14 protein-coding genes are annotated in these 12,914 nt (G+C 67.2%); 8 read left to right on the top strand and 6 right to left on the bottom strand.

Translation table 11 applies throughout. From position 1 onward, the window contains the following. Window positions 1–28 precede the first annotated feature (28 nt). Window positions 29–427 (bottom strand): c-type cytochrome, encoded by a 399-nt coding sequence (locus EPAKOI_RS04810; protein ID WP_423193103.1) that lies wholly within the window; start codon window positions 425–427, stop codon window positions 29–31. Window positions 428–441: 14 nt separating this feature from the next. Beyond that, the gene (locus tag EPAKOI_RS04805; protein WP_124684813.1) at window positions 442–786 is read right to left on the bottom strand and encodes a c-type cytochrome; all 345 of its coding nucleotides are present in this window, start codon (window positions 784–786) and stop codon (window positions 442–444) included. 504 nt (window positions 787–1,290) lie between these two features. On the opposite strand from EPAKOI_RS04805, the gene EPAKOI_RS04800 reads away from it, so the two are divergent. The 3 genes from EPAKOI_RS04800 to EPAKOI_RS04790 are packed head-to-tail and all read left to right on the top strand — an operon-like array spanning window position 1,291 to window position 3,966. Further along, window positions 1,291–2,169, top strand: a complete 879-nt coding sequence (locus tag EPAKOI_RS04800) for an AAA family ATPase (protein WP_423193102.1) — start codon at window positions 1,291–1,293, stop codon at window positions 2,167–2,169. A gap of 14 nt (window positions 2,170–2,183) precedes the next feature. Next, on the top strand, window positions 2,184–2,777 hold the full coding sequence (locus tag EPAKOI_RS04795) for a GNAT family N-acetyltransferase (RefSeq protein ID WP_423193101.1): 594 nt from the start codon (window positions 2,184–2,186) through the stop codon (window positions 2,775–2,777). A gap of 13 nt (window positions 2,778–2,790) precedes the next feature. Beyond that, complete coding sequence (locus EPAKOI_RS04790; RefSeq protein ID WP_124684816.1) at window positions 2,791–3,966, top strand: vWA domain-containing protein; 1,176 nt, start codon at window positions 2,791–2,793, stop codon at window positions 3,964–3,966. A gap of 24 nt (window positions 3,967–3,990) precedes the next feature. Here the strand turns inward: EPAKOI_RS04790 and EPAKOI_RS04785 are convergent, their stop codons facing one another. After that, complete coding sequence (locus EPAKOI_RS04785; protein WP_423193100.1) at window positions 3,991–4,893, bottom strand: LysR family transcriptional regulator; 903 nt, start codon at window positions 4,891–4,893, stop codon at window positions 3,991–3,993. A 213-nt stretch (window positions 4,894–5,106) separates the two neighbouring features. Here EPAKOI_RS04785 and EPAKOI_RS04780 point away from each other — a divergent pair, with 213 nt between their 5' ends. From EPAKOI_RS04780 to EPAKOI_RS04770, 3 genes are all read left to right on the top strand, one after another. Beyond that, window positions 5,107–6,090, top strand: coding sequence for a tripartite tricarboxylate transporter substrate binding protein BugE (locus EPAKOI_RS04780; protein ID WP_124684818.1), 984 nt, complete (start codon window positions 5,107–5,109; stop codon window positions 6,088–6,090). A gap of 24 nt (window positions 6,091–6,114) precedes the next feature. Continuing rightward, entirely contained in the window at window positions 6,115–6,987 is an 873-nt protein-coding gene (locus EPAKOI_RS04775; protein ID WP_423193099.1) for an N-formylglutamate amidohydrolase, read from the top strand. Between the two features lie 262 nt (window positions 6,988–7,249). Next, window positions 7,250–8,017: a BspC domain-containing protein gene (locus tag EPAKOI_RS04770; RefSeq protein WP_423193098.1), complete on the top strand. Its 768-nt coding sequence runs from the start codon at window positions 7,250–7,252 to the stop codon at window positions 8,015–8,017. 154 nt (window positions 8,018–8,171) lie between these two features. Here the strand turns inward: EPAKOI_RS04770 and EPAKOI_RS04765 are convergent, their stop codons facing one another. Both EPAKOI_RS04765 and yaaA read right to left on the bottom strand, forming a co-directional pair. After that, window positions 8,172–9,314 carry a M14 family metallopeptidase gene (locus tag EPAKOI_RS04765; protein WP_423193097.1) on the bottom strand — a complete coding sequence of 381 codons (1,143 nt, stop codon included), beginning with the start codon at window positions 9,312–9,314 and terminating at the stop codon, window positions 8,172–8,174. Window positions 9,315–9,340: 26 nt separating this feature from the next. Further along, window positions 9,341–10,126, bottom strand: coding sequence for a peroxide stress protein YaaA (yaaA, locus tag EPAKOI_RS04760; protein WP_124684822.1), 786 nt, complete (start codon window positions 10,124–10,126; stop codon window positions 9,341–9,343). Window positions 10,127–10,166: 40 nt separating this feature from the next. Here yaaA and EPAKOI_RS04755 point away from each other — a divergent pair, with 40 nt between their 5' ends. After that, window positions 10,167–10,739, top strand: a complete 573-nt coding sequence (locus EPAKOI_RS04755; protein WP_313835860.1) for a putative toxin-antitoxin system toxin component, PIN family — start codon at window positions 10,167–10,169, stop codon at window positions 10,737–10,739. 43 nt (window positions 10,740–10,782) lie between these two features. Then, window positions 10,783–11,952, top strand: coding sequence for a pyridoxal phosphate-dependent aminotransferase (locus EPAKOI_RS04750; protein ID WP_423193096.1), 1,170 nt, complete (start codon window positions 10,783–10,785; stop codon window positions 11,950–11,952). Window positions 11,953–12,163: 211 nt separating this feature from the next. On the opposite strand, the gene EPAKOI_RS04745 is transcribed toward EPAKOI_RS04750, so the two are convergent. After that, entirely contained in the window at window positions 12,164–12,805 is a 642-nt protein-coding gene (locus EPAKOI_RS04745; protein WP_124684825.1) for a glutathione S-transferase, read from the bottom strand. Window positions 12,806–12,914 lie beyond the last annotated feature (109 nt).

Below are 12,914 nucleotides of genomic sequence, written 5' to 3'. Positions count from 1 at the left end.
GGGCTGGCGCGGCCCGCGCGCCGGCCGCCTACTTCTTCAGCACCAGGTCGCCCTTGAGCGAGCCGATATAGGCGGCGATGTCCTTGAGCTCGGCCTTGGTGAACGGGCGCGGCTTGCCGTCCTTGCCGGTCACGGCCGGGTTGCTGTTGACCTGCCCGGCCATGATGGCGTTGGTGCGGCCCACCAGCGGGTTGCCGCTGACCTGGTACGACGTCAGCGCGTGGTACAGGTAGTCCGGATGCTGGCCGGCCAGCTTCGGGTAATCGGGCGAGATCGGCGCGTTCATGTCCTTGCCGTGGCAGGCCACGCAGCCACCCTTCTCGACCAGCGCCTTGCCCGCCGCGATATCGGCGGCCTGCGCGGACAGCGTGGCGGCGCCCAGCACCGCGGCGGCCAGCGCGTACGACACAACGTTCAGCTTCTTCATGGTTTGCGGCCTTCCTACTTGAGCGTGTTGTTCTGGGTACCCGGCTTCTGCTGCGCGTAGTACGCCGCCACGGCGGCGATGTCCTTGTCGGTCAGGCTGGCCGCGATGGCGCGCATGGTCGGATGCTTGCGATCGCCCTTCTTGTAGCCGTTGAGCGCATTCTCGATGTACTTGGCGCTCTGGCCGCCCAGCATCGGTACCTCGTAGGTCTCCGGAAACGAGGCGCGATACCCGGGAATGCCATGGCAGCCGATGCACATGGCAACCTTGTCCTTGGCGGCGTCGACAGTGCCCGTGTCCTGGGCATGCGCGGCCGTTGCGGCAGCGCCCAACACTACCGTCGTGAGGAGCTTTTTCATTGTCGTAGCTGATTGGGAAGTGTTAAACCGCGTGTGACCTGCCCTCGTTTGGGGCGCCAGACGGCCGGGCGGAAATGGGGATATGGAGCGGATCGCCGCTGGGCCGGCCGGGCATTGCCGGTCGGGCCCGGGGCGCAGCCGGGGCGTGTGCTGATGTGCCGCGGTGCTCGAACACCATTCTGCAACCATCTCGCGCTGTTGCCGCCTCCCGATGCTCTGCCATGTCTCTGGTGGCAGAACTGCCGGGCTTGAGGAGGATATTGACTGGGGGCGCGTCAAACCGGCGCATTGTACCGCAGCGTGCACGCGGCGGTCCACGCCACCCGCCTTCGGGTGTGCCCCACTGAACACGAATGCCGATCTGCTCTTATACTGGCCCATTCCGGCCGGATTTCGGGTTGTCGAGGCCCGTTGTCGGCGCGCTCCGGCCCCGCCGGTTGTCGCTTCCCATTGTCATTCGACCGGCCTGCCAGGCAGGCCGGCCGCGTTCCGCCAGGTTGCCCCATGTCCACCACCGCCAACGCCAATCCGTCCCAGCAGGCCAAGTTCGAAGGCAGCGCCCAGTACGTAGCCACCGACGACCTGAAGCTCGCCGTCAACGCCGCGCGCACGCTGCAGCGGCCGCTGCTGATCAAGGGCGAGCCCGGCACCGGCAAGACCATGCTGGCCGAGGAAGTGGCCGCCGCGCTGGGCATGCCGCTGTTGCAGTGGCACATCAAGTCCACCACCAAGGCGCAGCAGGGCCTGTACGAGTACGACGCCGTGTCGCGCCTGCGCGACTCCCAGCTGGGCGACGACCGCGTGCACGACATCCGCAACTACATCGTCAAGGGCGTGCTCTGGCAGGCGTTCGAGGCCGACGCGCCCGTGGTGCTGCTGATCGACGAGATCGACAAGGCCGACATCGAATTCCCGAACGACCTGCTGCGCGAACTGGACCGCATGGAGTTCTACGTCTACGAGACGCGCGAGTTGGTCAAGGCCCGCCACCGCCCGCTCGTGATCATCACGTCGAACAACGAGAAGGAGCTGCCCGACGCCTTCCTGCGCCGCTGCTTCTTCCACTACATCAAGTTCCCGGACGCCGAGACGATGCAGCAGATCGTCGACGTCCACTACCCCGGCATCAAGCGCGAACTGGTGGCCGCGGCGCTGGAAGCGTTCTACGAGATGCGCAACCTGCCGGGCCTGAAGAAGAAGCCGAGCACGTCGGAGCTGATCGACTGGCTCAAGCTGCTGATGGCCGAGGACATCCCGGCCGAAGCGCTGCGCAGCCCGGACCGCAAGGCCGCCATCCCGCCGCTGCACGGCGCGCTGCTCAAGAACGAGCAGGACGTGCACCTGTTCGAGCGGCTGGTGTTCATGAACCGCGCCAACCGCTGAGCGGAGCCGGCACGATGACGAAGTTTGTCCAGCCCGTCACGCTGACCGGGCAACACGCCACGCTGGCGCCGCTGTCGACGGACCACCTGGCCGGCCTGCAGGCCGCCGCCGCCGATGGCGCGCTGCACCGGCTCTGGTACACCAGCGTGCCGACGCCCGAGGCGATGGCCGCCGAGATCGAGCGCCGCCTGGGCCTGCAGGCGCAGGACACGATGCAGCCGTTCACGGTGCTGGACGCCGCCGGCCGCGTGGCCGGCATGACCACGTACATGAACATCGACGGCAAGAACCGCCGCGTCGAGATTGGCTCCACCTGGTACGCGCAGCGCGTGCAGCGCACCGCGCTGAACACCGAATGCAAGCTGATGCTGCTGCGCCACGCGTTCGAGACGCTGGACTGCATCGCCGTGGAATTCCGCACGCACTGGATGAACCACCAGAGCCGCGCGGCCATCGCCCGGCTGGGCGCCAGGCAGGACGGCGTGCTGCGCAACCACCAGCGCATGCCCGACGGGTCGTTCCGCGACACGGTGGTCTTCTCGATCATCGCCAGCGAGTGGCCGGCCGTGCGCGCCCACCTGCAATTCCAGCTCGACCGCCCGCGTTGATCGGAGGCCCGCCATGCTGATCGACTTCTTCTTCTCGCTGCGCCACGCCAAGCTGCCCGTATCGGTCAAGGAATACCTGACGATGCTCGAAGCGCTGCGCGCCCAGGTGATCTCGCCGTCGATCGACGAGTTCTACTACCTGTCGCGCATGACGCTGGTCAAGGACGAGAAACATTTCGACAAGTTCGACCAGACCTTCGCCGCGTACTTCCAGGGCGTGCAGAGCCTGGTGGACGGGAAGAGCGACATCCCGCTGGACTGGCTGCAGAAGACGCTGGAACGCGAGCTGTCGGCCGAGGAGAAGGCGAAGATCGAGGCCATGGGCGGCCTGGACAAGCTCATGGAGCGGCTCAGGCAGCTACTGGACGAGCAGAAGGAAAAGCACGAGGGTGGCAACAAGTGGATCGGCACCGGGGGCACGTCGCCGTTCGGCCACGGCGGCTACAACCCCGAGGGCATCCGCATCGGCGGGCCGTCCAAGGGCAACCGCACCGCGATCAAGGTCTGGGAAAGCCGCGCCTACAAGGACTACGACGACCAGGTGGAACTGGGCACGCGCAACATCAAGGTGGCGCTGCGCCGGCTGCGCCGCTTTGCGCGCGAGGGCGCCGACACCGAGCTGGACCTGGACGACACCATCCACGCCACGGCCGCCAACGCCGGCCTGCTCGACATCAAGCTGCGGCCCGAGCGCCACAACAAGGTCAAGGTGCTGATGCTGATGGACGTGGGCGGCTCGATGGACGACCACATCAAGCGCGTGGAGGAGCTGTTCTCGGCCGCCAAGACCGAGTTCAAGCACCTGGAGTACTACTACTTCCACAACTGCCTGTACGACTACGTCTGGAAGAACAACCGGCGCCGCCACGCGGAGAAGATCGCCACGTGGGACCTGATGCACAAGTACACGCCCGACTACAAGGTGATCTTCGTCGGCGACGCGACGATGAGCCCCTACGAGATCCTGCAGCCGGGCGGATCGGTCGAGTACAACAACCCGGAGGCCGGCGCGGTCTGGCTGAACCGGATGATCGAGCAGTTCCCGCGCTTCGTCTGGCTCAACCCCGAGCCGGAGGGCCTGTGGCAGTACCGCCAGTCGATCACGGTCATCAACCAGATCATGAAGAACCGGATGTATCCGGTAACGCTGGCCGGGCTGGAAGAAGCCATGAAGGTGCTGACCAAGTAGCCGGGCACCGGGCCGCCCGCCCGGTCACGCGACGACGTCCACGCCTTCCATCACCCACTGCCGGAACGTCTGCAGCGCCGGCAGGTGCGCCTTCTGCTCCGGATAGCACAGGTAATACCCCTTGCGGGCCAGCACGCGCGCCGGATGCGCGACGATCAGCGTGCCGGTGGCCAGTTCCTCCTCGATCAGGCAGCGCGGGATCAGCGCGATGCCCAGGCCCGACATGGCCGCCTGCGTGAGCAGCGTGAACTGGTCGAAGCGCGCGCCGGCCCAGGCTTCGCGCGTAGAAATGCCCAGCGCGGCCAGCCAGTCGGGCCACGCCTCGGGCACCGTCGTATGGTGCAGCAGCGGATAGCGCAGCAGCGCCGCTGGCGTTCTGGCCACGCCGTCGGGCTCGTGCACGAGCAGGCCGGGCCGGCAGACCGGCAATACTTCGCGCCCGGTCATGTAGTCGGCCTGCGTGCCGGGCCAGACGCCGTCGCCAAAGCGGATGGCCGCGTCCAGATCGCGCTGGGAAAAGTCGTAGCCCTGCGCGTGCGGCACGAATTCCAGCGTGACCTCGGGATGCCGGGCAAAGAACTGCGGTAGCCGGGGGATCAGCCATTTGGCGCCCAGCGTGGGCATGCTGGCGATATGCAGGATGCCGCCGCGCCCCTGCCGCGCGATCAATTCCACGCTGGCCGACTCGATGGCCGCCAGGCTCGGGCCGATCCGCTCCAGGTAGCGGGCGCCGGCCTCGGTCAGCAGCAGCCGCTGGCGCACCCGCTCGAACAGCTCGACGCCCAGAAACGCCTCCAGGCTCCGTACCTGCTTGCTGACGGCGCCCTGCGTCACATGCAGCTCGCGGGCCGCCACCGTAAAACTGCTATGCCGCGCCGCCGCCTCGAAAGCCACCAGTTCGGTCATCGACGGACATAAGCGCCGCATGATGCACTCCTACTTCAATACCAAATGGAATGAGCCTGGGATTTTAAATCGTTTGCCAGCCGCGTGCTCGGGCGCGCAGAATCGAAAAGCGCTCGACACATGGATTTCCTACGATGCCGATGGGCCCGCCGGCCCGCCGCGTCCCGCGATCCATCTGGTCGCCAGGTCCGCCAGAGACCGCTCTTCCTCTCTTCTTTCAACGGAATCCCTTCGATGCAACGCCGTCCCCTGCTGAAAGTCCTTGCCGCCGCCACCGCCTTCGCGGCCGCCAGCCTGACCCTGCCCGCCTTTGCCGAGGGCTATCCGACCAAGCCGATCACGCTCGTCGTGCCGTTCCCGGCCGGCGGCACCACCGACATCGTCGCGCGCATCGTGGCCGACAAGCTCGGCCAGCAACTGGGCCAGGCCGTGGTCGTGGACAACCGCGGCGGCGCCGGCGGCAGCATCGGCACGGGCTACCTGGCCAAGGCCGCGCCGGACGGCTACACGCTCGGCATCGCCACCGCATCGACGCACGGCATCAACCCCGCCGTCTACCCGCGCCTGCAGTACGACGCCACCAAGGATTTCACGACGATCACGAACCTGGCCTCGGTGCCGAACGTGATGAGCATCAACCCGGCGGTCAAGGCCACCGACATGAAGTCGTTCATCGCGCTGGCCAAGTCCGAGCCGAACAAGCTGGCCTATGGCTCGGCCGGCAACGGCAGCGTGTCGCACATGATGGGCGAGCTGTTCAAGATGAGCAGCAAGACCGAACTGCTGCACGTGCCGTACAAGGGTGTGGGCCCGGCGCTGAACGACGCGCTGGCCGGCCAGGTCCAGATCCTGTTCGACAACCTGCCGTCGTCGCTGCCGTTCATCGAAGGCGGCAAGCTGCGCGCGCTGGCCGTGGCCGCCCCGAAGCGCGTGGCCGCCCTGCCGAACGTGCCTACCTTTGCCGAACTGGGCTTGCCCGAGGTCAATGACGCCGCCTGGTTTGGCCTGATCGCCCCGGCCAAGCTGCCGGCCGACATCCAGGCCAAGCTGAATGCGGCCGCGATCAAGGTGCTGGCCATGCCCGAGGTCAAGGCCAAGCTGGAAAAGCTCGGCGCGACCCCGGTGGGCGACACGCCGCAGCACTTCGCGCAGCAGATCACCGCCGAGGTGGCCAAGAACAAGAAGGTGGCCGCCGCCGCCAAGATCTCGCTCGACTAACCCGATCCACGACTGGCAGTCCGTATGACCGAAGCAGACCGAAAGACCGCGGAAAGCCCGTACTTCCTGCAGATGCCGGAAGGCGAGTGCGGCCCGCTCTTTCTTGATTCCCCGCATAGCTGCACCACGTACCCGGCCGATTTCCGCTTTGCGGCCAACCTGCCCCTGCCGCTGCTGCGGCAGGCGGAAGACACGTTCGTGGACGAGCTCTACGCCGGCGCGCCCGCGCGCGGCATTCCGCTGCTGGCCGCCGGCTTTCCGCGCAGCTACCTCGACGCCAACCGCGGCCTGACGGAAATCGACGAGGCGCTGCTGGACGCGCCGTGGCCGGGCCTGAAGCAGGAAACGTCCAAGACGCGACTGGGCAAGGGCCTGGTCTGGCGCGTGCTGGACACCGGCGAGCCGATCTACGACCGCAAGCTCGGCGTGGCCGAGCTGCAGGCGCGCATCGACACGTACTACCTGCCGTACTACGCCCAGCTGCAGCGGCTGTCGGACGCGGCCGTGGCGCGCCACGGGCATGTGTTCCACATCAATTGCCACTCGATGCCCAGCGAGGCCGCTAAGTTTGCGACCGAGCATCCGGGGCTGCAGCATCCGGACTTCGTCGTGGGCGACCGCGACGGCACCACCTGCGACACCCGGTTCACCGACCGCGTGGAGGCCGTGCTCAAGGAGATGGGCTACGACGTGTGGCGCAACCACCCGTACAAGGGCGTGGAGATCGTGCGCGTGGTGGGCCAGCCGCAGGCCAGCCGCCACAGCCTGCAGCTGGAGGTCAACCGCAAGCTCTACATGGACGAGGTGGGGCTGGCAAAATCGGCCGGCTTCGACAAGCTCCAGCGCGACCTCGACGCGCTGATGGACGACCTGCTGCGCTTCGCGCGCACGTTCTGACCGGCGGTCATCGACGGAACGGGCGCCGCAAGGGCGCCCGCTGCACACTCCGGGACACGCTGCATGCGTGTCTCGGGGTTCCTCTCAGTTGCAACATCCCGGACACTTCTGCTATTGCGCGCGGATAATCGCATCCAATGCGCGCAAGATGTAAGCAATTAGAACGAAGGGTAACAACATTTAGGAACTTCACGGCGGGGGATTCCTCTATCATGGCAATCCTTCACCCACCCTCCTTGCTTGCACGAGCAAAGACGTTCCCGTGATCAGACGAATTTCCGAACTGTTTGGCAGCCAGCTCCGCATGCTGACTGCCGCAGTGGCAGGCGCCATCGCGCTGGCCGGCTGCGCCACCGCGCCGACCGACGACAACGCCACGGCCGCCACGCCGGCCGCTTCGCCCACCGCCACACCCGCCACCGCACCCACCCCGGCATCGGCCGTCAAGCCGCCTCCGATCGTCAACAAGACGCCACCGCCGACCACCACGGTCACCCTGCCCGACAAGGGCCGCGTCAGCCTGGCCGAGTACCGGACCCAGATGCGCCAGCAGTTGATGAAATCGGAAAATGCCGCGGCCGATGTGGCCGACTGCGCCGCCCACGCGAGCTGGGTGGTGCCGCGATCGGCCACCTACGACGCCCTGAAGATCCCCACCGGCGCGCTGTCCGCCGGCCAGGCCATGGAAGAACGCTGGGAAGGCCGCTTCTCGCCCGGCAAGCAGGCCGTGCCGGTCAGCTCCGTGGTCACGTTCAACGCCACCGCGCACAAGCGCCGCGGCGAGGCCCAATGGCAGCCCGTGCGCGTCCGCTGCGGCTACAACGACGGCATGATGCTCGCGTACGAACTGCTGGACAGCAACGGCGACACGATCATCGAACCCGCCGCCGCACCGGCCGTGGCCACGTCGGCCACGCAGAGCAAGAAGAAAGGCAAGAGCAGCGCCAAGTCGACGACATCGAAGTCGAAGGCCAAGTCGACGTCATCGACAAAGAGCTCGGCGTCGTCGAAGACGAAGAAGAAGCAGTAGCTTTGTCGCTCCCCTCTCCCGCACGCAGGAGCGGGGCCGGGGGTGAGGCCAAGCGGCTCAAGTTGCCGACCACAGCAATCTGAAACGCCGGGCCCGCACCCCCAACCCGTCTCCCACCGTGTGGGAGGCGGGAGCAAACCATCCTGAATCTTTCCTAGCCCAGATACTCCAGCACCGCCTGCAGCATTGCCGTGCCCAGCAGCGCGCTGCGCGCGCCGTTCCAGCCCACTTCCGGGTCGGGCAGGTCGGCGTTGTCCTTGAACGGCATTTCCAGCGTCAGCGCCAGGCAGCCGAAGGTGTGGCCGATGTACTTCGAAGCCAGCTTCAGCGCGTCGGCGTTGTACTTGCTGGCCGCGTAGCCGTGCACGTCCTGGAAATCGGGCGAGACGCGCTTGAATGCATCGATGAAGCGCGACTGCTGCGCGCGCTGGGCCTCGGTGAAGCCGGGCAGCATCTCGCTGCCGGCCACGAAGTTGTAGGGCAGCGCCTCGTCCCCGTGGATGTCGAAGAACAGGTCCACGCCGGTCCGTTCGATGGCGCGGCGCACGTGGTAGACCTCGGGGCTGGTCTCCAGGCTCGGCTGCATCCATTCACGATTCAGGTTCGCGCCGGCCGCGTTGGTCCGCAGGTTGCCGCGCGACGACCCGTCCGGGTTCATGTTCGGCACGATGTGGAACACCGCGCGCTCCAGCAGCTTGCGCGCCACCGGGTCGCCGTGCCACGCGCCGGTGCCGGTCAGGCGCTGCAGCACGCCTTCGCAGAACCATTCGGCCATGCTCTCGCCCGGGTGCTGACGCGCAATCATCCAGATGGTCTTCTTGCCCGGCCCGGGCTCGCCCAGCGTCACGCAGGTCAGGTCGCGGCCGTCCACGGTGCTGCCCAGGTGCGACAGCCTGGCCACCGGCGAGCGCTGGCACGACGCCAGCAGCGCCAGGTGACGCTCATCGGAATACGGCTCGAAATAGGCAAGCCAGACGCTGTCGTGCGTTGGCGTGAAGTCGACGGTCATGGTCTGGCCGTCGTACTGGGTCGGCACGCGGAACCAGTGCGCGCGGTCGTACGACGCCACGGCGCGATAGTCGCGCCAGCCGTCCGGGTACGTGCACTCGCCCGCGTTCAGGAACCGCAGCCGGCAGGCCTGCCCGGCCGCGCCCTGCAGCCGGAAGTGGAACCACTGGCGAAAGTCGGCGTGGGAATCGGCGCGGATGCGCAGGCGGATGTCGTCGGCGCGGTCGATCGATTCGACTTCGATCGCGCCGGAATCGAACATTGACGAGATATGGAGTGCCGAGGTCATGGGGATAGGGTCCTGTTTGTCTCGGGTCAGTCTTCCAGGCGGCGGCGGAACACCCAGCGCGCGTCGTCCGAGGCGGCCTTGTCGAAGGCGTAGCCGTCCTCGTTGAAGCGCTTGAGCCGGGTGGCGTCGGTCACGCGGTGCGTGACCGCGTAGCGTGCCATCGTACCGCGCGCCCGCTTGGCATGGAACGAGATGATCTTGTAGCGGCCGCCCTTCCAGTCCTCGAACACGGGCGTGATGACCCGCGCGTCGAGCACCTTCGGACGCACCACCTTGAAATATTCCTCGGACGCCAGGTTCACCAGCGTCGGCGCGCCCTCGTGCTTGAGCGCGGCCATGTCCTTGTTGAGTAGCTGGGTGACGTCGTCGCCCCAGAACGCGTACAGGTCGCGCCCGGCGGCGTTGTCCAGCCGGGTGCCCATTTCCAGCCGGTAGGGCTGCATCCAGTCCATCGGCCGCAGCAGGCCGTACAGCCCGGACAGGATGCGCAGGTGCTTCTGCGCGAACGCCAGGTCGTCGGTGGACAGCGATTTCGCGTCCAGCCCGTCGTAGACGTCGCCGTTGAACGCCAGCACCGCCTGCTTGCTGTTGGCGGCCGTGAACTCGGGCGACCAGTCGGCGTAGCGGGTCACGTTGAGCACGGCGAGCTTGTCGGAGATGTCCATCAGCGACGCCACGTCCTGCGGCGCCAGCTTGCGCAGGCGGTCGATCAGCGTGGCCGAACGGTCGATGAAACGCGGCATCGTGTGGGTCTTGACGCGCGGCGGTGTCTCGTAGTCCAGGGATTTGGCGGGAGACAGGACGATGAGCATGGCAAAATCGCGGGCAGAAACAAAGCTGAGATTGTAGCGAATGCCCACCGAAGCCACCGCCGGCGCCCTGCCCCGCACCCCCGCGCCTGCCCCCGGCGCCACCTCCGACACCCCCGCCGGCGCGCCGCGCGTGGTGCTTGATTCCAACGTCTGGGTGGACCTGCTGGTCTTCCGGGACCCCCACGTCGAGCCGATCCGCGCCGCGCTGGCCGCGGGCGCCATCGCGCCGGTGATCCGGGCCGACTGCCGCGAGGAACTGCGCCGCGTGCTGGCCTATCCGCAGTTTGCGCGGTTCGCGGTCGACATCGACGCGGCGCTGGCCGAGGTAGACCGCCTGGCCACGCTCGAACCGCTACCGCCGGCCGCCGAGGCCGACGCCGTCCGCCTGCCGAAGTGCCGCGACACCGACGACCAGAAGTTCATCGAACTGGCCCACTTCGCGCGCGCCGTGCTGCTGGTGTCGAAGGACAAGGCCGTGCTGAAGCTCAGGAGCCGCCTGCGCCGCACCAGCGGCGTGGACGTGCTGCCGCCGCTGGCCTTTGCCGGCTGGCTCGGCGGCTGGCAGGCCAGCGGGCGGGCGCCCGCAGCCGCCGCCGGAACCCCGCTAGAATGACGCTCTGCCTGCCTGCCCGAGACCTTTTCCGCCTTCGTCCCACATGTCCGAATCGACCCTTGCCCCGCTGAATCCGCCGCTGTCCCGCCTGCCCAACGTGGGCACCACGATCTTCACCGTGATGTCGGCGCTGGCCGCCGAGAAGAACGCCGTGAACCTGGGCCAGGGTTTTCCGGACTTCGACTGCGACCCGCGCATCGTCGACGCCGTGGCCGCCGCCATGCGCGCGGGTCACAACCAGTACCCGCCGATGGCAGGCGTGCCGCGGCTGCGCCAGGCCATCGCCGCCAAGATCGCCACGTTGTACGGCCACCAGTACGACTGGAACACCGAGATCACGGTCACGGCCGGCGCCACGCAGGGCCTGCTGACGTCGATCCTGTGCGCGGTGCACCCCGGCGACGAGGTCATCGTGCTGGAGCCGTGCTACGACAGCTACCTGCCGTCGATCGAGCTGGCCGGCGCCACGGCCGTGCCCGTGCGGCTGGAGGCGCCGCTGTTCCGCATCCCGTTCGACAAGCTGGCCGCCGCGATCACGCCCAGGACGCGCATGATCATGATCAACACGCCGCACAACCCGACCGGCACGATCTGGCGCGCCGAGGACATGCAGCAGCTGGCTGATTTGCTGGCCGGCACCGACATCCTGCTGCTGTCCGACGAGGTCTACGAGCACATGGTCTACGACGGACAGCCGCACGCGTCGGTATCGCGCCACCCCGAGCTGGCGCGCCGCAGCTTCGTCGTGTCGAGCTTCGGCAAGACCTACCACGTGACGGGCTGGAAGGTTGGCTACGTGGCCGCGCCGGCCGCGCTGATGAACGAATTCCGCAAGGTGCACCAGTTCAACGTGTTCACGGTGAACACCCCGGTGCAGCACGGCCTGGCCGACTACATGGCCGATCCGGCGCCGTACCTGGACCTGGCCGCCTTCTACCAGAAGAAGCGCGACTATTTCCGCGCCGGACTGTCCGGCACGCGCTTCAAGCTGCTGCCCTCGGACGGCACGTACTTCCAGTGCGTGGACTATTCGGCCATCTCCGACATGAGCGAGGCCGATTTCTCGATGTGGCTGACGCGCGAAATCGGCGTGGCCGCGATCCCGGTCTCCGCCTTCTACTCGGCCCCGCGCGAGTCCGGCGTGGTGCGATTCTGCTTCGCCAAGAAGGAAGAGACGCTGAAGCTGGCGCTGGAGCGTCTGGCAAAGCTCTGATGGGGATTGCAACAGTGAGGGGTGTGAAGCGCTGAGGCGGTGTGAAGCGCCAAGGGTTGTAGCTCCCCTCTCCCGCCTGCGGGAGAGGGGTTGGGGGTGAGGGCCAGCGGTGCAAACTGCCACCCGTCGGCAAGCAGAACCTCAACGCCCTCACCCCCGGCCCCTCTCCCGCGTCGCGGGAGAGGGGAGCAAACCCGCAGCGGGAAACCGCTTACCGATTCCGACTCAGCATCAGCTCGGTGTTGGCCTTCCGGTCGGCATTGACCTTCTGCACGCTCGGCCGTTCGGCCATCCGCTTCAGGTAGTCCTTCACCGGCAGGCCGGCCAGCAGGTCCTCGCCGTAGATGATCTTGGTGCACGACGACACCAGCGGCAGGTGGCACACGGCGGCACAGTCGGCCAGCGTGAAGGTGTCGCCGGCGACATACGGCGAGAACTTCGCCAGCTTGCCGAACGCGGGGATGAACTTGTCCAGCAGCGCGCGCTGGCGTTCCTTCACGCGGTCGCTGACCTTGCCGCCGAAGAACGCCTCCGGGTACAGCTCGCGGGCGGTCAGCTCCAGGTACAGCTCCATGAACGTGACGAGTTCGCGCACCTTGCCGGCCTGGTACGGGTCCTTCGGCAGCAGCGGGGCCTGGATGTAGGTGGTTTCGATGTACTCGGCAATCGCCTCGGACTCGCACAGCGGGCCGGCATCGGTGATGATGTAGGGCACCTTGCCCAGCGGGGACGCCGCCAGGTCGGTCTCGCCAATCCAGGCCAGCACTTCCTCGAACGGCAGGTTCTTTTCCAGCAGGGCCAGCTTGACCTTGTTGTAGTAGTTGCTGGCGGAAAATCCGCAGAGCTTCAGCATGTGTGTGTCTCTCCAGGTAGGTGGAATCGCCGGTGTCGGCCCCAGGCCGCACCGCCGCCGTCTGCCCCGCCTTGCATGGCCGATCAGCGCACGCCGCATGCGCGGCGCC

Origin of the sequence: Cupriavidus sp. H18C2, assembly GCF_049393795.1 — a bacterium.
GTDB lineage: Bacteria > Pseudomonadota > Gammaproteobacteria > Burkholderiales > Burkholderiaceae > Cupriavidus > Cupriavidus pauculus_C.
Note: the sequence above shows the minus strand (reverse complement) of the source record. Positions and strands in the feature narration are given on the sequence as shown.